This window comes from Halosolutus sp. YCN4 (assembly GCF_059736495.1).
Genome location: NZ_JCASSM010000007.1, coordinates 58,296 through 79,242, shown reverse-complemented (window position 1 = coordinate 79,242; position 20,947 = coordinate 58,296). Strand labels below are relative to the sequence as shown.

At 66.7% G+C, this 20,947-nt stretch carries 23 protein-coding genes; 10 read left to right on the top strand and 13 right to left on the bottom strand.

Going from position 1 to position 20,947, the window contains the following annotated elements:
- Window positions 1-222 precede the first annotated feature (222 nt).
- The 4 genes from AC6I6X_RS20990 (at window position 223) to AC6I6X_RS20975 (ending at window position 4,916) form a co-directional block, all read left to right on the top strand.
- The gene (locus AC6I6X_RS20990) at window positions 223-2,247 is read left to right on the top strand and encodes an SLC13 family permease (RefSeq protein WP_497932516.1); all 2,025 of its coding nucleotides are present in this window, start codon (window positions 223-225) and stop codon (window positions 2,245-2,247) included.
- A gap of 60 nt (window positions 2,248-2,307) precedes the next feature.
- On the top strand, window positions 2,308-2,448 hold the full coding sequence (locus AC6I6X_RS20985; RefSeq protein WP_497932515.1) for a hypothetical protein: 141 nt from the start codon (window positions 2,308-2,310) through the stop codon (window positions 2,446-2,448).
- Window positions 2,445-3,440 carry a fumarylacetoacetate hydrolase family protein gene (locus AC6I6X_RS20980; protein WP_497932514.1) on the top strand — a complete coding sequence of 332 codons (996 nt, stop codon included), beginning with the start codon at window positions 2,445-2,447 and terminating at the stop codon, window positions 3,438-3,440. The genes AC6I6X_RS20985 and AC6I6X_RS20980 overlap by 4 nt, the downstream gene beginning before the upstream one ends.
- Before the next feature lie 81 nt (window positions 3,441-3,521).
- Window positions 3,522-4,916: a cryptochrome/photolyase family protein gene (locus AC6I6X_RS20975; RefSeq protein ID WP_497932513.1), complete on the top strand. Its 1,395-nt coding sequence runs from the start codon at window positions 3,522-3,524 to the stop codon at window positions 4,914-4,916.
- 21 nt (window positions 4,917-4,937) lie between these two features.
- Here AC6I6X_RS20975 and AC6I6X_RS20970 read toward each other — a convergent pair whose 3' ends face one another.
- Genes AC6I6X_RS20970 through AC6I6X_RS20950 form a run of 5 tightly spaced genes read right to left on the bottom strand, consistent with a single transcriptional unit; the run spans window position 4,938 to window position 7,926 of the window.
- A complete protein-coding gene (locus AC6I6X_RS20970; protein WP_497932512.1) occupies window positions 4,938-5,510 on the bottom strand; it encodes a GTP-dependent dephospho-CoA kinase family protein in 573 nt (190 codons plus the stop codon).
- A 2-nt stretch (window positions 5,511-5,512) separates the two neighbouring features.
- Window positions 5,513-5,710, bottom strand: a complete 198-nt coding sequence (gene spt4 / locus AC6I6X_RS20965) for a transcription elongation factor subunit Spt4 (RefSeq protein WP_497932511.1) — start codon at window positions 5,708-5,710, stop codon at window positions 5,513-5,515.
- 2 nt (window positions 5,711-5,712) lie between these two features.
- Complete coding sequence (locus AC6I6X_RS20960) at window positions 5,713-6,282, bottom strand: DNA-directed RNA polymerase (protein ID WP_497932510.1); 570 nt, start codon at window positions 6,280-6,282, stop codon at window positions 5,713-5,715.
- Window positions 6,283-6,669, bottom strand: coding sequence for a type II toxin-antitoxin system VapC family toxin (locus AC6I6X_RS20955; RefSeq protein ID WP_497932509.1), 387 nt, complete (start codon window positions 6,667-6,669; stop codon window positions 6,283-6,285).
- Window positions 6,670-6,696: 27 nt separating this feature from the next.
- Complete coding sequence (locus AC6I6X_RS20950) at window positions 6,697-7,926, bottom strand: translation initiation factor IF-2 subunit gamma (protein WP_497932508.1); 1,230 nt, start codon at window positions 7,924-7,926, stop codon at window positions 6,697-6,699.
- Between the two features lie 228 nt (window positions 7,927-8,154).
- On the opposite strand from AC6I6X_RS20950, the gene AC6I6X_RS20945 reads away from it, so the two are divergent.
- Entirely contained in the window at window positions 8,155-8,574 is a 420-nt protein-coding gene (locus AC6I6X_RS20945) for an arsenate-mycothiol transferase ArsC (protein ID WP_497932507.1), read from the top strand.
- Between the two features lie 41 nt (window positions 8,575-8,615).
- Here AC6I6X_RS20945 and AC6I6X_RS20940 read toward each other — a convergent pair whose 3' ends face one another.
- Window positions 8,616-9,404, bottom strand: coding sequence for a DUF7260 family protein (locus tag AC6I6X_RS20940; protein ID WP_497932506.1), 789 nt, complete (start codon window positions 9,402-9,404; stop codon window positions 8,616-8,618).
- A gap of 246 nt (window positions 9,405-9,650) precedes the next feature.
- Here AC6I6X_RS20940 and AC6I6X_RS20935 point away from each other — a divergent pair, with 246 nt between their 5' ends.
- A complete protein-coding gene (locus AC6I6X_RS20935; protein ID WP_497932505.1) occupies window positions 9,651-9,881 on the top strand; it encodes a DUF7511 domain-containing protein in 231 nt (76 codons plus the stop codon).
- A 133-nt stretch (window positions 9,882-10,014) separates the two neighbouring features.
- Here AC6I6X_RS20935 and AC6I6X_RS20930 read toward each other — a convergent pair whose 3' ends face one another.
- From AC6I6X_RS20930 to AC6I6X_RS20905, 6 genes are read right to left on the bottom strand one after another with little or no spacing between them, the layout of a single operon-like run.
- A complete protein-coding gene (locus AC6I6X_RS20930; protein WP_497932504.1) occupies window positions 10,015-11,019 on the bottom strand; it encodes a PhoU domain-containing protein in 1,005 nt (334 codons plus the stop codon).
- Window positions 11,019-11,678, bottom strand: a complete 660-nt coding sequence (gene phoU / locus AC6I6X_RS20925) for a phosphate signaling complex protein PhoU (protein ID WP_497932503.1) — start codon at window positions 11,676-11,678, stop codon at window positions 11,019-11,021. Before phoU ends, AC6I6X_RS20930 begins: the two co-directional genes overlap by 1 nt.
- Before the next feature lie 2 nt (window positions 11,679-11,680).
- A complete protein-coding gene (pstB, locus tag AC6I6X_RS20920; RefSeq protein WP_497932502.1) occupies window positions 11,681-12,592 on the bottom strand; it encodes a phosphate ABC transporter ATP-binding protein PstB in 912 nt (303 codons plus the stop codon).
- A gap of 1 nt (window position 12,593) precedes the next feature.
- Window positions 12,594-14,231 carry a phosphate ABC transporter permease PstA gene (gene pstA / locus AC6I6X_RS20915; protein ID WP_497932501.1) on the bottom strand — a complete coding sequence of 546 codons (1,638 nt, stop codon included), beginning with the start codon at window positions 14,229-14,231 and terminating at the stop codon, window positions 12,594-12,596.
- 55 nt (window positions 14,232-14,286) lie between these two features.
- Window positions 14,287-15,228, bottom strand: coding sequence for a phosphate ABC transporter permease subunit PstC (gene pstC, locus AC6I6X_RS20910; protein WP_497932500.1), 942 nt, complete (start codon window positions 15,226-15,228; stop codon window positions 14,287-14,289).
- 37 nt (window positions 15,229-15,265) lie between these two features.
- Window positions 15,266-16,261: a PstS family phosphate ABC transporter substrate-binding protein gene (locus tag AC6I6X_RS20905; protein ID WP_497932499.1), complete on the bottom strand. Its 996-nt coding sequence runs from the start codon at window positions 16,259-16,261 to the stop codon at window positions 15,266-15,268.
- 455 nt (window positions 16,262-16,716) lie between these two features.
- Between AC6I6X_RS20905 and AC6I6X_RS20900 the strand changes: the two genes are divergently transcribed.
- The 4 genes from AC6I6X_RS20900 (at window position 16,717) to AC6I6X_RS20885 (ending at window position 20,314) form a co-directional block, all read left to right on the top strand.
- Window positions 16,717-17,721, top strand: a complete 1,005-nt coding sequence (locus AC6I6X_RS20900) for a PhoU domain-containing protein (protein ID WP_497932498.1) — start codon at window positions 16,717-16,719, stop codon at window positions 17,719-17,721.
- A gap of 86 nt (window positions 17,722-17,807) precedes the next feature.
- Complete coding sequence (locus AC6I6X_RS20895; protein ID WP_497932497.1) at window positions 17,808-18,710, top strand: DUF7351 domain-containing protein; 903 nt, start codon at window positions 17,808-17,810, stop codon at window positions 18,708-18,710.
- A gap of 150 nt (window positions 18,711-18,860) precedes the next feature.
- Window positions 18,861-19,151: a hypothetical protein gene (locus AC6I6X_RS20890; RefSeq protein WP_497932496.1), complete on the top strand. Its 291-nt coding sequence runs from the start codon at window positions 18,861-18,863 to the stop codon at window positions 19,149-19,151.
- Window positions 19,152-19,291: 140 nt separating this feature from the next.
- On the top strand, window positions 19,292-20,314 hold the full coding sequence (locus AC6I6X_RS20885) for a DUF5787 family protein (RefSeq protein ID WP_497932495.1): 1,023 nt from the start codon (window positions 19,292-19,294) through the stop codon (window positions 20,312-20,314).
- 28 nt (window positions 20,315-20,342) lie between these two features.
- Here AC6I6X_RS20885 and AC6I6X_RS20880 read toward each other — a convergent pair whose 3' ends face one another.
- The gene (locus tag AC6I6X_RS20880) at window positions 20,343-20,921 is read right to left on the bottom strand and encodes a cupredoxin domain-containing protein (RefSeq protein WP_497932494.1); all 579 of its coding nucleotides are present in this window, start codon (window positions 20,919-20,921) and stop codon (window positions 20,343-20,345) included.
- Between the last annotated feature and the right edge of the window lie 26 nt (window positions 20,922-20,947).

Below are 20,947 nucleotides of genomic sequence, written 5' to 3'. Positions count from 1 at the left end.
ATAGTTTCTCGAGATCCTCCGGGCGCCGCGGCGAGGGCCCAGTTCGCGGGAGACGGTTCCGACCCGCCGTTTTCGTCCAGGGTCAGTGTCCCAGTGAAGGGGTAGTGTTTTGTGAGTCGTGTGTACTCGAGTTAGTGTGAACGCGAACACAGTGGCGGTCGAGGCCACACGCCGGTCCGCTCGACCGTCGGTCGCCCGTGAGTTCCACCGGCAGCGCCGACGATGATCGACGGCGTTTCGACGGGTGCGCTGGTCGTCTTCGGACTCATCGCCGTCGCCCTCGTCCTGTTCGTCACGGAAGCGATCCCCAACGACGTGACGGCGATCGGGATCATCGTCTCGCTGCCGGCACTCGAGCCCGTGACGGGCGTCGGCCATCAGGCGGCGATTTCGGGCTTTGCGAGCACCGCGACGATCACCATCGTCGCCATGTACATGCTCAGCTCCGCGATTCAGGAAACCGGCGTCGTCCAGCGACTCGGCGTCTCTCTCGCCCGATTTACGAACGGAAGCGAGAAACGCGCGTTGGTCGCGACGATCTGTACGACCGGGCCGCTCGCCGGCGTTATCAACAACACGCCCGTCGTGGCGATCTTCATCCCGATGATCTCGGAACTCGCGGAGAAGTCCGGTATTTCGCCGTCGAAACTGCTCCTCCCGCTGTCGTACGCGGCGATTCTCGGCGGCACGCTCACGCTCATCGGGACCTCGACGAACCTGCTCGCAAGCGAGTTCGCCGTCGAACTGCTCGGTCGCAAGCCGCTGGGTATGTTCGAGTTCTCGCTACTCGGACTCGTCGTTCTCCTGGTCGGGCTCGCGTACCTCGCGACCGTCGGCCGGAGGCTGACGCCCGCACGGATCCCGGCCGACGCCGATCTGATCGAGGAGTTCGACCTCGAAGACCACCTCACTGCGGTCCGCGTTCGGGCCGACTCGGCACCGGTCGGGCTCACGGTCGACGAACTCGAGTCGCGGACGGACGCGAACGTTCGCATCCTCCAGCTCCGTCGGAACGGCACGTCCCGCCGGGAGCCGGAGGTCCTCGAGTACGACGATGCGGAGGGAAGCGCTGCGGAACTCGGCCCGGGTATCGACGACAGGGGACCGGAGGCGATCGACGTCACGGGCGAGGCGACGACCGCTGCGACGGACGAGTCGGGGGTCAGCGCCGCGGCCGGGGTGCCGGTCGACCCCGCGAGCGAGTCGTACGTCGCCGTCGGCTCCGACCAGCGTATCCGCGAGGGCGACGTGCTCACGGTCCACGGGACCCTGCAGGCGGTCAACCGGTTCGTCGAGAACCAGCGGCTGCGGCAACTCGCCCGCAAGCGCGTGACCGAGGAGACGTTCGACGACGCACCCAGCGAGGACACCCTCACCAAGGCGGTCGTTCCCGACGGCTCGCGGTTTCTCGGCGAGCGACTCGCCGAGACGAACCTCCGATCGGTCTACGGAACGACCGTGCTGGCGATCCGTCGCGAGGGCGACCTCCTCCGAACCGACCTCGCCGACGTCCGTCTCGCCGCGGGCGACCTCCTCTTGCTCCAGACCGATCCCGACGTGATCGAGCACTTCACCAGGTCGACGGACCTGCTGTTCGTCGAGGAAGACGCCTTCGACCGACTGGCTGACACCGATCTCGAGGAACTCGCGCCCCTCTCGCCGAAAACGCCGCTCACGATCGCGATAATGGCCGGCGTCGTCGGTGCCGCCGCGCTGAACGTCGCGCCGATCGTGATCACCGCGTTCGCCGGCGTGTTCCTGATGGTGGTCACCGGCTGTCTCTCGATCGGGGACGCCTACGACGCCGTCTCCTGGAACGTCGTCTTCCTGCTGGCGGGCGTGATCCCGCTCGGGACCGCCCTCGAGTCGACCGGCGGGTCACAGGTCATCGCGGGAGGACTGATCGCGACGGCGACCGTCCTCCCGCTCGTGGCGGTCCTGTTGCTGTGTACGATCGTCACGGGGCTGCTCGCGAACGTCATCACACCGGTTGCGACGGTCGTGTTGATGATCCCCGTCGCGGTCGACGCCGCGACGAGCCTCGGCGCGTCGCGGTTCGCGTTCCTGCTCGCGGTGATGTTCGCCTCCGCGACCTCGTTTATGACGCCGGTGGGCTACCAGACGAACCTGATGGTGTACGGCCCCGGCGGCTACGAATTCACGGACTTCGTGCGGGTCGGCGGGCCGCTCCAGTTGCTCCTCGCGATCGTCACGACCGCCGGCATCGTCCTCATCTGGGGGCTGTAGCGTCGGGCGCCGGTTCGATTTGCAGGCACTTTCAAATGGATCCCTCCGGTCGTGGCTACTATGAACGGACCGTTGACAGCCGACGACGCGACGCGGATCGACCAGCACATCGGCCTCGCGGACGGCCCACCCGGCGAGCCGATACCGCCGTCGATCGACGCCGCCGGCCACGACGCGGGTGAGGGAGGTGAGTCCGCGTGAAACTCGCCACATTCGAAGTCGAGACGCCCGTAGGGGCGGTCGAGCGCATCGGTGCCGTCGCCGAAGCCACCGAGGACGAACGCACGCCGGCCGGGGAGGCGACGCTCGTCGATCTCACCGCAGCCTACGGAGCGGCGCTCGAGGCCGAGGGCGAACCCGCGCCCGCGGATCTGGCCCGCGCGCACGTCCCGCCGGAGATGATCGCATTCCTCGAGCGCGGCGACCGGGCGATCGAAGATGCACGAGCGGCCCTCGAGTACGCCGCCGAAACGGACGCCGAACGCGGTCCCGCGGGCGCGAAGCTCCGGTACGAACCCGGCGAGTACGATCTGCTCGCGCCCCTTCCCCGGCCCAACTCGGTGCGCGATTTCATGGCCATCGAGGAACACGTCGAGAACAGCATGGGCGGGGAGATCCCCGACGTCTGGTACGAATTGCCGGTCTGTTACAAGGGCAACCCGGACAGCGTCGTCGCGCCCGGCGAGACGGTCGAGTGGCCCGATTACTCCTCGCTGATGGACTACGAACTCGAAATCGCGGCCGTGATCGGGAAACGAGGGCGCGATATTCCGGCCGAAAACGCCGAGGAGTACATCGCCGGCTACACCGTCTTCAACGACTTCAGCGCCCGCGACATCCAGGGCCGGGAGATGGACGGCAAACTCGGCCCGGCGAAGGGGAAAGACTTCGCGAACGGACTCGGGCCGTACGTCGTCCCGCGAGACGACATCGACGTGCTCGACGCCCCGATGACCGCTCGCGTCGACGGCGAGGTCTGGTCCGAGGGCACCGTCGACGAGATGTACCACTCGTTCGCGGACATCATCGAGCACGCCTCCCGGTCGGAGACGCTGTATCCGGGCGACGTGATCGGCAGCGGCACCGTCGGCGAGGGCTGCGGACTGGAACTGGGGCAGTGGCTCGAGGACGGCAACACGATCGAACTCGCGGTCGAGGGGATCGGCACGCTCGAGCACACCGTCGTCGAGTGAGGGTGGCTCCGACTGCGGACGGATACGGGCCAGCGCTTCCGGTGTCCGAGGGGCTTACACCGTCGCGTCGCTAGGGTGGGCATGATCCTGTACTGGCACCGGCGCGATCGCCGGACGATCGACAACCGCGGCCTGGCCGCCGCGAGCGACGCCGCGGACACCCCCGTTCTTCCCGTCTACGTTTTCGATCCGTCCGTGACCGCTGCACTCGGCGATCGCAAGCGCGCGTTCGTCGATCGGACCGTCCGGGCGCTGCGCGAGCGCTACCGCGACCTCGGGAGCGATCTCGTCGTCCGATCGGGCCCCGCGGCCGAGGTACTGCCCGGCCTCTGTGCCGAGTACGATGTCGATCGCGTCGTCACGACCGCGTGTTACGATCCAACCCGACGGGCCCAGTCGGCGACGGTCGCGGCCACGATCGACGTGCCGCTGGAATCGCACGTCGATACGGTGCTCGTCGATCCCGGGACCCTCGCGCCCTCCTACCCCACCCACAGTCAGTTCTACTCCGACTGGCAGACGCGACCCAAACCGGTACCCGCGAACGCGCCCGCGGCCACCGACCTCGCCGACGTCACCGACGCGGGGTCGATTCCGATCGTCGACACCGACATCGACCTTCCGGAACCGGGCCACGGCGCCGCCCGCGAACGACTCGACGCGTTCTGCGAGTCCGGACTAGTCAGCTACAACGACACCCGTGACGACCTCGCACTCGCCGTCGACGCCCCGACCGGCGCCGTCTCTCGACTCTCGCCGTACCTCGCCGTCGGCGCGATCGGCATTCGGGAGGTCTGGGACGCCGCCACCGACGTTCTGGGGACGGTCGAGGGGACCGATCGATCGAACGTCGAGAAGTACCTTTACGAACTCTCCTGGCGGGAGGCGAACTATCACCTGCTGTACTACAACCCTGCCCTCGCGACCGAGAACTACAAAGAGGTTCCCAACGAAATCGCCTGGCGAAACGACGACGACGAGTTCGCGGCCTGGACCCGCGGCGAGACGGGGTATCCGCTCGTCGACGCCGGAATGCGCCAGCTCGAAGCCGAGGGGTACGTCCACAACCGGCCCCGGCAGGTCGTCGCGAGCTTCCTGACCAAACACCTCCTGATCGACTGGCGACGCGGCGCGGCGCACTTTCGCGATCGGCTCGTCGATCACGATCCGGCCACGAACGCCGGCAGCTGGCAGTGGATCGCCTCGACGGGGACGGACTCGGTCGACGTGCGAATCTTCGATCCCGTGGCCCAGCTCGCGACGTACGATCCGGAGGCGGCGTTCGTGCGGGAGTACGTCCCGGAACTCGCCGATCCGTCGATTCCGGCCGACCGAATCGTCGAGTGGCCCACGCTTCCGGCTTCGATTCGAACCGATCTCGCGCCCGACTATCCGGCCCCGATCGTCGATCGAGACGCGGCGTACGAACGGGCCCAGCGGGTCTTCGAGACGGCGCTCGGAAAACGGGACGCGTGAGACGATGGTGTCCGACGGGGGTCAGGCCCGCTCGAGCAGTTCCCAGAGCCGATCGGCGTCGCCCTCGAACCGATCGAGCAGCGCGCGTATCTCGGCTCGGTGGTCGTCGGTGACCTTCACGTGGACCATTCCCTCGTCGGGCTGGCCGTAGACGACGCTCGCGCCCTCCGGCGCGGCGACGATCGCGGGGAGGACGACGAGGTCCTCCTCGCCCTCGACGAGTATCGTGGTCGGGTCCTCGCGTTCGAGGCCGTCGCGGAGCGCCCGGACGACGTCCGCGGTGATCTCGGCCGGCGGGTTCACGGCCTCGATGTGGGTCGACTCGGTGACGGTCTCGCGGATCTCCTCGTCGACGGCGTCTCGTTTCGTCCGCTCGTCGACGAGCGCCACGTCCGGCGCCCGTCCGGCCTGGAGGAAGTGGTAGGTGACGACGTCTCCGACGGCGATCAACGGACCGTCGACCGCCTCCAGCAGGACCTCGGCGTCGGTCTCGATCGGGCCCAGCGGCTCCTTGAGTTCGTGCCGGAGGTCGTCGGGCAACACCAGCAGGTGGTCGTCCGCATCGGACGCCGCGCTGGAGTCGTCGCGAGTCACGTCTACCGGACCTTCAGCGCGTACGCTCCCGGTTCGTCGACCTGCATTTCGGACGCGATCTCGCTGTCCTCGGGGTGGGCGATGACGACGTACCCCGCCCAGTCCTCGGTCAGCGAGGAGGAGCCACAGCTCTCACAGGAGTCGGCGTCAGCGTCGTTGACCCGGTGGCACTCCCGACAGACGAGACGATCGGATGCCATGGTTATTCACCTGCGGCCGCTTCGCGCTTGTCGTATTCGTCCTCGAGCCAGGCGTGCTTGCCGAGGCCGGGCTGTTTCGCGGTGAGGCCGATCTTGGAGTCGCGCGGGTTGCGCTCGTCGATGCTCTTGGTGACGATGCGCGCCCGGACGGCGTCGTCGACGCCGAGGGTGCGGTTGGACTCGTTCGAGGCGAGTTGCTGGTTCTCGCCGTCGAACGCGAGGTACTCGTCGCTGATCTGGGAGACGTGGAGCAGTCCGTCCACCGGGCCGATCCCGACGAACGCGCCGAACTCGACGACCTCGACGACGGTGCCGTCGACGACCTCCTGCATCTGCGGATCGAACGTGACGGCGTCGAACTCGGCCTCGTAGTAGACGCCCGGCCGGTTCGGGAGCACCGTCCCCTCACCGATATCGTGGACTTCGGTGACGGAGACGACGCTTCCCACCTCCTCGTCCATGCGTCCCTCGAGTTTGTCCTGCAGCAGTCGCTTCACGAGATCCGGCGAGACGTCGCCGAGTTCCTCCGGCGGTACTTCTACCGTGTCCTTTAGTCTGACCCGTTTGTACATCTATGGTTGAGTGATCGCCAACTTGTTTCTCCCGCGTAATGCAATTACCGGTATCCCCGCCTCGAGCACCCGGTCGCGTAGCGGGCGATCGTTCGTGACGACGTAGTCGACGGCGCCCTCGCGGGCGAGTTCGACCAGCGCGTCGTCGGCGTACGATGCCTCCGTGTCGACCACGAGACAGCGTTCGGTCGCTAGATCGTGCCCGACGGTCGCGGCCGTCCCCTCCGTTCCGCCCTTCTCCGAGAGGCGGCGGAGTTCTTCGACGACCGCCTGCGGAATCGTCGGTTCGTAGTCGTCCAGCAGCCGATCGAGTTCGTCGAACAGCCGCACGTCGAGTTCGACCGGCATCATCAGTGCGCTCGTATCGAGGGCGACCCGCGTACGCATACTCGTTCGTTCTCGCCTCGTAAACCGCTATCCCTGCAACGTTCCCAGGCCGATCAGCCGCCAGCGAGCGCCGATGCGGCGGTTGATCGCGATCTTCGCGCCCGGTTCGGCACAGACTGGCCGCTTGAGGTTGACCTCGCACTCGCCCTCGCGAGCGCTCGTCACGGCGCCGACCGTCGTCGACGTCCCGACGGTCATCATCAGCGGTTCGCCGGTGCTGATCTCGTCGATCTCGCCGCCGTCGGTCCCGACGACGCGATCGAGCAGGTCGACGTCCATGGTGAACCCGTCCCACGTCGGCGGGAGCGAGTCCGGCGGACCGGCGAGTCGCCCGGCCAGCGCGTCGCCTTTCGTCAGAGCGGGATCGAGGCCGGTTCCGACGCCGAGTAGACCGCCCGGCGTGACGGTCTCGGCGTCCTTCCCGCCCGCCTGGAGCGATCGAACCGTCGTCTCGATCGGGACGTACTCGGTCTGGCCGCCCTCCTCGACCTCGCGGCCGGGACGGATTTCGATCTCGTCGCCGACCTCGAGTTCGCCCTGGACGAGACTGCCGCCGAGGACGCCGCCGGCGAGGTCGTCGGCGGTCGTCCCGGGCTTGTTGATGTCGAAACTGCGGGCGACGTGCATCCGCGCATCGGCGTCCGGGTCCCGATCGGGCGTGGGAATCTCCTCCTCGACCGCCGCGATCAGCAGGTCGAGGTTGACCTCCTGGCCGGCCGAGACGGGGACGACGGGGGCGTCTTCGGCGACGGTCCCCTCGACGAACTCCTGGATCTCCTCGTAGTTCTGTCGCGCCTGGTCGGTGCTGACGAGGTCGACCTTGTTCTGGGCGATGACGATGTTGTCGATCCCGATGATGTCGAGCGCCATCAGGTGCTCCTCGGTCTGGGGCTGCGGGACGGGTTCGTTCGCGCTGACGACCAGCACGGCCCCGTCCATCAGCGAGGCCCCAGAGAGCATCGTCGCCATCAGGGTCTCGTGCCCCGGGGCGTCGACGAACGAGACGGTCCGAAGCGGCTCGCTTTCCGAGCCGTCCGGACACTCCTCCTCGACGGTGTAACACTCGGGTTCCTCGACGCCCTCGCAGCGGCGGAACGTCGCGTCGGCGTAGCCGAGTCTGATGGAGATACCGCGTTTCATCTCCTCGCTGTGCTGGTCCGTCCACGAGCCGCTGAGGGCTTGCACCAGCGTCGTCTTGCCGTGGTCGACGTGACCGACGAGCCCGATGTTCACCTCCGGTTGTCCATTTCCTACCATAAGACGGGAGTAATCTTAGCAGTAGCTATCCCCGTGCGCTTGATAAAGCTACTGTTCTGGGACCGGCGCAGTCCCGGCATTCGCTCCCGTTCCGGAGACCGTCACGCCTGCGAACGTTCGGGCGGTCCTGGCCGATCGGACGACGGATCGGCCCGCGAACGGTGGCGTATGTAGCCGACAATAGCGCTCTTAGGAACGGTTATTCACGTCGATACGCATCCCTCTCGTATGGACGACGACACGCTGAAATTCGGATTCGTCTGCGTGCAAAACGCCGGCCGGAGCCAGATGTCCGCCGCGTTCGCGGAACGGGAACGAACGCGTCGTGGACTCGAGGACGAGGTCGAGATCCTGACCGGGGGAACGCACCCCGCGGACGAGGTCCATCCCGAGGTCGTCGAGGCAATGGGGGAACTCGATATCGATATCTCCGATCGGACCCCCCGGCAGGTCTCGACCGACGAACTGAACGACTGTACGGTCGTGGCGACGATGGGCTGTTCGACGCTCGATCTCGACGCCGACGTGGCCGTCCGGGACTGGGCGCTGGACGACCCGCACGGGAAATCCGTGGACGAAGTTCGGGCGATCCGCGACGACGTCGAGCGACGCGTCTCCGCCCTCTTCGACGAGTACGTCGACGAGTAGCCGTCCGATCGGTCCTTTTTTCCGGGCCAGCAGACCGGGGCCTACGGCGCCCGGGCGAGCAACCGATCGACGCGCTCCAGTGCGCGTTCGATGCGACTCCCGAGGTCCGCGATGGCGGCGAGAACCGGATACGTGTTCTCACACTCCTCGTAGAGGTAGTCCGTGAGCGTCCCGACGTCGATCAGCGAGAGGTGCCGACGTCGGCGACGAAGCTGCGTCTGGCGTTCGACCGCGAGTTCGTCACAGTGCTCTCGACACGTCTTCAGTCGCTGCCTGGTGAGTCGAAGCGCGTTGAACTCGAGTTGGTCGAGGGGTTGCCTCAGCATCGATTGTACGTCCCTCTGGAGCGCCGATAGCTCCCGTTCGGCGCGTTCGACGGCGTCTCGCTCGTTCTCGATCCGCTCGATGAACTGGGTCCGGTTCGCTACCGCCTGTGTCGCCGCCTCGATCAGCGATCGTTTCAGCGACGGGTGAAACTGTGTGCGCTGTTCGAGCGCCGCCGCCAGTTCGTGGCTGAACTCTTCGGCGACGCTCTCGATCCAGGTCTCGTCGTACGCGTCCGCGTAGTGGGGCACGCTCATCACCGTCTCGGTGTAGGCGTCCCGGACCGGGGAGAGATCGATCGAGTCCGTCTCGTGCGTCCGGATCCCCGGTCCGGCGAGCTGGGGAGTGACCGTTTCGAGCGTCGAGAGACGTTTCGCGAATCGTTCGAACGCGCGTCGCTCGTCGCTCAGTAGCCGGTGCTCTCGATCGAGCGCTCGCATCGCCGTCTCGAGGTCGGCCGTCGATCTACCGGTGGGCACGTCACCCGACGCTGTGGGGCCGCCCATCGTAAAGCCATCTAATTCCTTCCCGTTTACCTATAGACGAAACAATAGGCGTCCGTAGCTCGCTATAGTCCGATCGAGGACGCGGATTCTACGGCCTTCGGAGTCGTCACACACCATACGCGCACGTCACGGCCCACCGCCCGGTCGATACGGACGCGTCGACACCCCTCCGTACTCGACAATACCACAACTAGCAGTGGCTTTGTACGTGCCCCGAGAGAATCCAGTCACAGCCCCTTCGAATCCATGACGAGTGCATCACAGGAGTCTGATCCCGACGGTCCCGGACAGCGGGGGTCCGCGGCGACCAGCCACGACGACGGCCGATCGATCGACCTCGAATCCGTCGTCGTCCGCTACGAAAACCAGCCAGATCGGTGTACGATCGTGCCGCGCAACCGATCGGAATCGAGCCAGTTGACCACCTGGCTGTCGGCGGACGTCGACGACTTCGTCGAACTGGGTGAGCATCGCTAAGCGGAACCGATCGCTGGCCACGCATTTCGGGGACCGCCGGTTCGGTCACCTGGTGTCGAATACGGGGCCGTCCACGACGGTCCGTAGTTCGCTATCCACCTGTTACGTAGCTTCAAATTCCGTCTCGTCGGACTCAGTCCTCGATCGTGGATTCGGCTCTCGCGTCGGCGATCTCGATCCCGTGCTCGGCGGTGCGACGGATCCGCTGTCCCGCCGTTCCGTGCAGGTACGCGTTCCGGGTCGCTCGCTCGGACAGGTCGCGATCGAGTCGGCGACTCGCCTCGCGAACGGCGGCCATCGTTTCGTCGGCCCGGTCGGTCTCGCCGCCTATGGCCAGTTCGACGACGGTCCGCGCGTTGGTGCCGAGCGACTCGAGACGGTCGGCGATCGGGTCCGCCGGTGGCCCGGACTGTCGGGTCGTCACCCTCGCGATCGCCGCGGCGTGGTCGGCGATCCGTTCGAGCTGTCGGGCGATCCGGTACTCGCGAAACGCGACCAGCCGATCGGTCCCGAGTCGGCTGATCTCGTGGACGTCCTCCAGCCCGCGATGGAACCCGCGACTGACGAAGGCGACCAGTCGATCGACGTCGTCGGTTCGATCGATCACGCGCCGGGCGCGGTCGCCATCGTCGGCCAGGAGGGCCTCGATCGCGTGGGCGTGCAGTTCCAGCGCGACGTGCTGGACCTGTGCGATCGTCTGTGGGAGCGACACCTCACTGCTGTCGAGCAGGTCCGCGACGATCAGCCGATCGCCGGTGTCCGACTCGATCGTGATCCCGATGAGTCGACTGACCGTCCGTTCGATCGTCCGGCGGACGCTCGCATCGGCGTCGTCGAGTCCGGTGACGGTGATCCGGTCACAGCCGATCGCGTACGTGCTCCTGACGCGTCGCGCGGCCGTCTCGTCGGTCGCGGTGCTGGCGTCGACGGTCGCGGTCCGGTCCCGGGACGACAGCGTTTCGGTCGCGGCGACCAGCCGATCCGCGTGGGGGTAGAGGTACATCGATTCGCCGGACTCGAGCCCCTGCTCGGTCGCCCACGCCTTGGGGAGCGAGACGACGAACGTCGAGGATCCGGCGAGCTGTACTGTGCGTTCGACCGGGTCGAACGGCCCGTTCGACAGCTGGTTTTGACTCATCAGTAGATCAGTTCGTCGTCGTTGTCGACCATGTACAGCGTTCGTGCCGCGATGTTGACCGCGTGGTCGCCGACCCGTTCGATATCACGGATCGTCAGGAGCATCCGGGAGACGTCCTCGAGCAGGTCGTCGTCGTCGCGCCCGGTCTCGACGAGGTCCTGTACCACGATCCGGCTCGCCCGCTCGCACCGATCGTCGATCTCGTCGTCCATCGCGGCGACGTCGTGGGTCGCGGCGGCGTCGTCCGCGGCGTAGGCCCGCATGGCGTCCTCGACCATTGCGATCGTCTCGGTGCCGACGTGGGCGATGTCGACGTCGGGGTAGCGGTCCCGCTCGGCCCGCTGGGCGTACTCGGCCAGGTTGACGGCGAGGTCGCCGATCCGCTCTAGATCGGTGATGATCTTGAACGAGGCGGCGACAAAGCGCAGGTCGCCCGCGACGGGTTGCTGGAGCGCCAGCAGATCGATACAGTCCTGCTCGAGGTCCAGGTACAGCCGGTTGATCTCGTGATCGCCGGCGATGACCCGGTCCGCGAGGGCCTCGTCTTTCGACTCGTAGGCCTCGAGCGCCCGGCGGAGTCGGCTGCAGACGAGGTCGCTCATCTCGAGGACGTCCTCGCGCAGTGCGTCGAGCTGGTGCTGGAATGCGTCCCGTGACATGGCTAGCCGAACTTGCCGGTGATGTAGTCCTCGACGCGGTCGTGCTCGGGGTTCTCGAAGATTTTCGCGGTGTCGTCGAACTCGACGAGTTCGCCGCCGGTGAGGAAGACGGCGGTCTTGTCGGAGATCCGGGCGGCCTGTTGCATGTTGTGGGTGACGATGACGACCGTGTACTCCTCGGCGAGGTCGGCGATCAGGTCCTCGATCTTCGAGGTCGCGATCGGGTCGAGCGCCGAGGCCGGTTCGTCCATCAGGATGACCTCCGGATCGGGCGCGATCGCGCGGGCGATACAGAGGCGCTGTTGCTGGCCGCCCGAGAGGTCAAGTCCGCTCGAGTCGAGCTTCCCCTCGACTTCCTCGAGCAGGGCGGCCTGTTCGAGTGCCCGGTGTACCGTTTCGTCGACGTCGTCGGCCTTGTCCTGGACTTCCAGGCCGAAGGCGACGTTGTCGTAGATCGACTTCGGGAACGGGTTCGGCGACTGGAATACCATGCCGATCTTGCGCCGGAGCGCGACGGGATCGACGTCGTCGTCGTAGACGTTCTTCCCGTCGAACAGCAGTTCGCCGTCGACGCGGGCCGCGTCGATGAGGTCGTTCATCCGATTGATCGACCGCAGGAACGTCGACTTCCCGCAACCGGAGGGGCCGACGAGCGCCGTCACCCGGTTCTCGGGAATCGCCATGTCGACGGCCTGGAGCGCCCGCACGTCGTCGTAGAAGACGTCGACGTCGCGCGCCTCGATGATCGTCTCGGCGGCCCCCGACGGGGATCGATCGTCGATATCGAACGACTCGTCGAGGAGGGACGCGGTCTCTGCGTCGGCTGGGTCGGCGTTTTCAGAGACCATCCGTCCGCTGCCGTCCGTGCGCTGTTCGTCGCTGCCGTCGGTCTGAGATGGGTCGTGTCTGGTCATGTTACTCGTGTCGCTGGTACTTGTTCCGCAGCAGGATCGCGGTGCCGTTCAGCATCAACAGCACGACGAGCAGGACGAGTACGCCGGCCGCGAGGACGCCGTGGTAGAACTCCGGTTTGGCCAGCCTCGCCCAGGAGAAGATCTGGCGCGGCATCGCGCTGAACAGGCCGAAGAACGAGTTCGGCGAGATGCGGACGACCGCCGCGACGCCGACCATCAACAGCGGTGCGGTCTCGCCGATCGCCCGGCCGAGCGCCAGGATCGTTCCGGTCAGGATGCCGGGCATCGCCCGCGGCAGGACGACGGTCCGGACCGTTTGCCATCGCGTCGCACCCATCCCGTAGGCAGCCTGGCGCTGGGAATCGGGGACCGCCTGGATCGCCTCCTGTGCAGAGACGATGACGATCGGCAGGATGAGCAGACCGACCGTCAGTCCGCCGACGACGACGATTCCGGGCTGCAGTCCGGCCGTGTTGACGAACAACGCCAGGCCGAGCAGTCCGTAGACGACCGACGGAACCCCGGCGAGGTTCGCGACGTTGATCTCGATCAGTTCGACGATCGATCCGGGGAGCCCCTCGGTGGGTGCGTACTCCTCGAGGTAGATCGCGGCGCCGACGCCGACGGGGAACGCCGCGACGGCGACGACGATGATCATCATTACCGAGCCGACGAGGGCAGGATAGATCCCGGCTTCGCGGGGCGTCCGATTGTGCGCCGAGGTCAGGAACTCCCAGTCGAGCCAGACGGTCGGCCCGCTCAGGTCGGCCACCCCGACGACGGCGGCACAGACGGCTGCCCCGATCGCGATCGTAACGGGAAACGCCAGCCCGGCGACGCCGTCCCCGCGCCTGAGAACCTGCTCCACGTACAGCCCGACCGGAACGCCGACGACCGTCGTCAGCACGATCCACGTCGTCGCCGTAATTCCCACGATCGGTGCGGCGACGAGTCCGAGGGCGGCCGCGACGATCGTCGCGCCGCCGGCGATCAGGCCGGCGCGATCGCTCTTGCGCACGCGACGAACGTGCCAGCCGACCACCGCCGCGATCGGGGCCACGAACGTCCCGAGCAGCGACAGCGACGCCATCGGCAAGACGGGTGCCGAGAGGATCAGTTCCCGAAGGCTCGGGACGAGGCCCGGCACGCCGACCAGCGCCAGCAGGGGCCCCATCGTGAGGACCGCGGCTCGTTCGATCGCGCCGGCGTTCCGGCGGCGGTCGTGGAGCACGATCGCGCCGGCGGCGACGACGGTGGCGACGACGAGCGCGAGCCACCCGTGCGGACTGACGATGTGTCTGAAGACGATTCCGACCCCGCCGGCCAGCAGGGTCGCCGCGATCGGGAGTCCGAGCGCCGTGTACGCGACTTCGCCCGCCGCCGGGTCGTACCGGTAGTAGTAGCCGGCCAGCCCGAGCGCCGGGAGCAGGACGGTCACGACGACTGCACCCCACCAGGCCGGGTCGGCCGTCAGGGGATCGATCGCGTCCAGTGTGACGTAGACGAGGAACACGAACACGAGGAACAGCGCGAGCAGGGTCGCGCCGAGACAGGTGGCCTTGAACAGCAGGCCGCGAAGCTGGCTGACCTGCCCGTCCGCGCCGAACCAGGCTCCCGTCGATTCGTCGGCGGTCGCCATCAGCGGCTCACCTCCCTCGTAGGCGTGGCTCTCCCGTTCTGGGTCGTCGATCGTCTCATTGGTACTCCTCCCGGTAGCGTGCGGCGATGCGGTTGCTGAGCAGGTTCATCGTGAAGGTGATCGCGAACAGCGTCAATCCGATCGCGAACATCGAGTAGTAGCCGGCGGTCCCGCCGGCCAGGTCGGTGGTGACCGCCTGCACCATGGCCGCGGTCATCGTCTGCCCGGAGTTGAAGAGGTTCGCGAACGGGTTGGCGGGATCGAACATCCGCGCCTGACTCCCGCCGGCCACGACGACGATCATCGTCTCGCCGATCGCCCGCGAGAGCGCCAGGATGTACGACGAGAAGATACCCGAGATGGACGCGGGGAGGACGATCTTCGTCGAGACCTCGAACTTCGTCGCGCCGAGGCCGTACCCCGCCTGCCGGAGCGAGTCGGGGACCGCGCTCATCGCGTCCTCGCTGATCGAGGAGACCATGGGGATGATCATGATCCCGACCATGATCGACGCGGAAAGCAGGTTGAACAGGCTCAGGTCGAGTCCGATCCGCTGGAGCCACGGCGTCAGGTACACGAGCGCGAAGAAGCCGTAGACGACGGTCGGGATCCCCGCGAGGATCTCGAGCGCCGGCTTCAGCACCGATCGCATCCGATCGCTGGCGTACTCGCTCAGGTAGATCGCGGCCGCCGTGCCGATCGGAATCGCGACGAGCGCCGAGACGATCGTGACCACGAGCGTGGCGCTCACGAGCGGCAGGATCCCGAGAATCGGGTTCTCGCTCCGCAGGACCCACTCGGTGCCGGTGAAGAACGCGGCGGGGGCGACGCGTCCGAAGAACTCCACCGCGTCGATCGTCAGGGTCGCGATGATACTGACCGTGACGAAGACCGTTAGTGCGGCGCAGCCGAACAACAGGCCGTGATACAACCGTTCCTTTGCAATCCGTCCGTGTGCCGATCGAGTGAGATCGGCGTCGACTGGTGTATTACTCATATCAGTTCGTTTAGAAAACGAAAAATCGGCGACGGCGTTACTCGCCGGCCGCGTCCTCGAGTTTACTCACGTTCTCGTCGACCTGGTCCTGATTCGCGGGGACGTACCCGACCTCGTCCGCGATCCAGTCGGCGTTCGTGTTTTCGAGGTAGTAGCTGACGAACTCGTAGACCTCCTCGCGCTGGACGGCCTCCTCGGAGGGATAGATGAACAGCGGTCGGGCCATCGGGTACGTCCCTTCCTTGGCCGCCTCCAGGCTCGGCGACCCGCAGTCGTCGCCCTCGCTCTCTTTGACGTCGAGCGCCTTGACGCGGTCCTCGTTCTCGGCGTAGTAGGCGTAGCCGAAGTAGCCGATCGCGTACTGGCTGTTCTCGAGGCCCTGGATGATGGTGTTGTCGTCCTCGGTCCCCTCGTAGTCGGTGGTGTGGGCACCGCCGCTGACGTTCTCCGTGAACCAGTCGTAGGTCCCGGAGGTGGTGTCGGGTCCGTACCGTTCGATCTCTTCGTCTGGCCAGTCGGAGTTGACGTCGGCCCACGTCTCCGCGGCGTCCTCGCCCCAGATCTGCTCGAGCTCGTCGAAGGACATGCAGTCGACCCAGTCGTTGTCGGGGCTGACTGCCATCGTGAGCGCGTCGCCCGCGACGTGCATCTCGATCGGCGTGACGTCGTTCTCGGCGCAGTGGTCTTCCTCCTCCGACTTGATCGTCCGGGACGCTCCGTTGATATCCGCATCACCCGGACAGAAGTGGTTCTCGAAGCCGCCGCCGCTACCGGTGGAGTCGGTCGTGACGTTGACCTGTGGGTACTCCTCCATGAACCGCTGGGCCATCTCGTCGGAAATCGGGAAGACGGTACTCGATCCCTTGACGATGACCTCTCCGGAGAGTTCGTCGCCGTTCCCGCCACCATTCCCGTCATTCGCGTCGGTTTCCGAACACCCTGCAACTGCGACTGCCCCGATCGCCCCGCTCGACGCGAGGAATTTCCGTCGTGAGACCGTGTCCACCAACCGCCCAGACTGGTTGTCCGTCATCGAGTAGACGATTGTACAGCCCGTATAAATACGGTGCTAATTCCTATATATCCAACACCAAATATCTATATCTTGGAACGTGCGTCTGTAGAGAGATACGTACCGGTACGTACCGGTCCACGCGACGAATCGGGTACCCGCTCGAGACGTCCACTCGGCTTCGATACCGCGGTCCTTGATCTGTTTGTCCTACGCTACTCGATCGCATGTGAAGGCTACTCGGGTCCGACCGGTCGATCGATTCCGGTCGATACGTCGGAAACGATGATTCGTTACCACACTTTCGTGCTGACTATATAGTAATACAGTGAAAAACACTCTCGACGGGAGGATCACGTATCGGTCAGTACCCGAACCTACCGGAAATCCCCCGCAATGCACGCCTATCCGTTGCAACGAGGTAATCTCTATAGAATTAGGTTGATTTATGTTCCAGGGATACAGAGGGATCGTCCATGGAGACGCGCAAGGTCCAGGTGACCGGCGGATCGACGTACACCGTCTCGCTCCCGAAGACGTGGGCCACGGCCAACGACATTTCCAGCGGATCGACCGTCGAAATCTACACGCAGGACGACACGCTGATCGTCACGCCGCAGCGCGAGACCAGCCACCAGGAAGGAACGCTCGACGTCGCGTCGATCGACGGCGAGCAGTTGACTCGCGCCGTGCTGACGATGTACGTCAGCGGTTTCGACGTCATTCGTCTCGAGGCGAACCGGATCACGACGGACCAGCGGCGAGCGATTCGAAGCGCGATCCAGGGACTCATCGGCGTCGAAATCGTCGACGAAGGCTCCGACTCCGTCGTCGTCCAGGACCTCCTCGACTCCTCGGAGCTGTCGATCGTCAACGCCGTCACGCGGATGCGCCTGATCGCGACCTCGATGCTCGAGGACGCGGTGACGGCGCTCGTCGAGAACGACGACGACATCGCCCACGACGTCGTCGAGCGCGACGACGACGTCGATCGGCTCTTCCTCGTCGTCTCGCGAATCTTCCGGGCGACCCTGCGATCGCCGCGGGCCGCCGAAGGGCTCGGGGTCTCTCGCGAGGACTGTTTCGACTTCCACTCGAGCGCACGGCAACTCGAACGCGTCGCCGACCACGCGGTCAAGATCAGCCAGCTCGCGCTGAAGCTCGAAGAGATCCCCGAAGACGTGGCGGAGGCGCTGCTCGATCTCCACGCGGACGCCGCCGAGATCCTCGAGCAGTCGATGGACGCGCTGTTCGCCGAGGACGGCGACGAGGCGTCCGACCTCGGCCACGACGTCCTCGAGTCCGTCCTCGAGATCGACGAACACACCCGCCGCATCGACGACATGCTTCGCGACCTCGACCCCGTTCAGGCCCAGTCGCTCGGGCTGATCCTCGACTCGCTCTCCCGGAGCGCCGACTACGGCGGCAACGTCGCCGAGACCGCGTTGCAGAAGGCGGCCCCGCGGCCGGGACACCGCTGAGCGCCGATCGACTCTCGAAATGAAATCCAGGTAACAGAAACGCCGTTCAGGAAACTGTTTTGACAGATGCACCTGTACGTGCCCCTATGAGTCGATCCGACGTCGCGACCGAGGGCGAGAGCCCGCTCGAGTGCACGGACTGTCTCGATCCCGCCGACGCGTTCGCGCTCGTCGGCAACGAGACGCGGTTGTCGATCCTCGAGGCGCTGTGGGCGGCCGACGCGGAGTGCGTCTCGTTCTCGGACCTGCGACGCGAGGTTGGGATGCGGGATTCGGCGCAGTTCAACTACCACCTTCAGAAGCTGACCGGACACTTCGTCACGCAGACGGACGACGGATACACGTTCAAACACGCCGGCGAGAAGGTCGTCCGCTCGGTGATCGCGGGTTCGTTCACCGAGGATCCCTCGATCGAGCCGTTCCCGGTCGAGGGGAGCTGTTACGCCTGTGACGGCCCTCTCGAGGCGAGCTACGAGGACGAACAGTTCACGATCCAGTGCCAAGCGTGTGGGCAACGGCACGGCGAGTACGGGTTCCCGCCCGGCGGACTGAACGATCGGACGCGCGAGGAACTCGCGGACGCCTTCGACCAGCGGGTTCGACACCTGCACTGCCTGGCGGCCGACGGCGTCTGTCCGGAGTGCAACGGCCGGATGGAGACCCGGATCGTCGAGGACGGCTCGTGTTGTCTCGGCGTCGGCCTCCGCGTCGACCACGAGTGCGCCCAGTGTGCGCACACGCTCTGTTCGGCCGTCGGCCTGCGCCTGCTCGACCATTCCGACGTCGTCAGTTTCCACCGCGAACGCGGGGTCGCCCTCGACGAGCGTCCCTACTGGACGCTCCCGTGGTGCGTCTCGGACGAGTACACGCGCGTCTCCGATCGCGACCCGCTCCGGCTGGAGGTGCGGATTCCGCTCGCGGGGGACGAACTGCAGGTGACGATGGACGCGGACCTCACGGTGCTCGAGACGCGAGTCGACGAGGCCTGACGCCGATCGTCCGCGACCGTCGTCTCGATTTTGCGATGTCGGACGGCGACCAGCGCCGCGGTCTGTACTCAAACGGATTTCAGTACGCCGCGTTACAAAAATATAATTCAGATTATACTTATGGCCGTTCCGCACGTCTGCCTAGATACGATGACCACGACTAGACCACCGCGGACGGTCGACCCGCTCGACGGACGGAGTCTCCTCGACATCGCCGTCGTCGCGCTCGGAACGTCGGTACTGTTGGTCGCGGCGATGACCCTCGCCCTCGCGGCGGCGGCAGTCGTCCGCACCGAATCACTCGTGACGCTCGCAGTCGCGTTGCTCGTCGGAGTGGGCACGATCGGCGTCGGCCTGGCCGGCGCGCGGCTGGTGGGCCGCTGGCTCGGCCGGCGGTTCGATCGCCGACGGCACTCGGCGGCCGCCGTTCGCGCCCGATAACCGCGCGTTGAACCGTCCGCCGGCGACTCGTCACGCCGACCGAAGCACCGCCGATTCGGCGGACTGGATCGGCCCGCGACGCGGCGCGGAGACCCGGTCGAACCCGACGACTTTTGCCGATCGCGCCCCTCCCCGGTATCGTGTCCGAGTTCGCGTTCGAACTCGCGCTGTGTGCCGCGCTCGAGGAGCGACGCGAGGGAATCGTCGCCCGGCAACTCGGCGGGAGCGTCGCCGAACCGGGGGGACGGATCCTCGACGTCGTCTGCGTCGACCCCGGACCCGCGTTCGCCGATCGAGTCGCCCTCACGGCCGAGACGATACCCGACGCCGCGATCGAGTCAGCCGTCGGTCCCGGCCGGGCGCGCTACTGGAAGGACGCCTTCGACTGCCACCCGGAGCAGGCCCGCCGAGCCACCGAGCGGGCCCTCGAGATCGGCTTCTTCGAACGCGAGCGCCGGCGCGGCCGCGACTACGTCCGCCAGGTCGCCCGCTATCCCGACTGGTACGATCGCCTCGTCGGGATCGAGAACAAACCCGACCTCGGTCGGCCCGGAGCCCTCGAAGCGCAACTGCGGACCGACGTCAGCCTCGCGCTGGTCGACGCGGTGATCCTCGCGACCGAGAGCTACGTCACGCGCGCCCACCTGAACCGCATTCCGGCCGCGGTCGGCGTCTGGCGCGTCCACCGCGACGACGGTGGTGCGACGGCCGAGGCGGGCGACGGCGTTCCCGCCGACGGCGACACCGTCGTCGAGATCGAGGTCGTCCGCGAACCGACGCCGCTGCCCGTCGACGAACCGGGGATCGAACCGATCGAGTTCCACCCTGGCCGAACGGACGTGGCCGCCGTCTCCCCCGCGGAGAAGGCGCGAGCGCGCCGCCGGATCGCCGAGCGCGCCTACGGGAAAGGGTGGCGAACGTACGCGTTCCCGGGGTGTGGGGCCTGCCAGCCGACGACCGACGCCGGTACGACCGTGCCCTACTGCGCGTGGAACAGGCGCGTCGTCGACGCCGGGACCGAGTGCGGGCCGTCGTGTCCGGGGTACGAGGCCGACTCGCCGCCTGACGTCGATCTCGACGCCGAACGATCGCGACGAACTCCGTGGGAACGGGACCCGGACGGGAGACGGCGACGACAGTCCGGCCTCGATCGGTTCGGGTGAGCGATCGGGCGCTGGTCCGCCTCTGCCATCACATCCCGTCGTCAGTCCCGTTCTCCTCGCCCGTGCCGTCCTCGGACCCGTTCGTGTGGTTTCCGTCGCCGTCTCCGGTCCCGACGTCGTCCCCGTCGATGCTCGCGCGAACGCGAAAGACGCCCGTGAACTCCTCGCCGTCCGCGTCGCGACTGCCGTAGAGGTAGTCGCCGGGCGCCCAGAAGAGTCGGTCCCAGCTATCGCCCTCGGGAACCGTCGGCTCGCTTTCGTCCCACATGCACTCGGCTGGGACGTCGATCGGATAGATGGCGTCGACAGCCGCCCCGCCCTCCCAGGTCCACTCGACGGTCGTCGAGGGGTCGATCTCGAACCCCGCGGGGTCGAAGCCGTTTCCTGCGGCATCGACACTGATCGAGACGGGGTCCTCGCCGGTCCGATCCGCGAGGTCGTACTCCGCGACGACGGTCTCCGCGTCCCGATCGTCCCCGTCGGCGACGTCGTCCGCCTCGCCGTCCGGATCGCGTTCGTCGGTCGAGTCGCCGTCGTCCCCGAGACAGCCAGCGAGCGCGGCGGCCGCGATCGTCGCGCCGAGGATCCGGCGTCTGCGCCAGTTCATACCTCCAACAGGGAGGTCGACGTTCT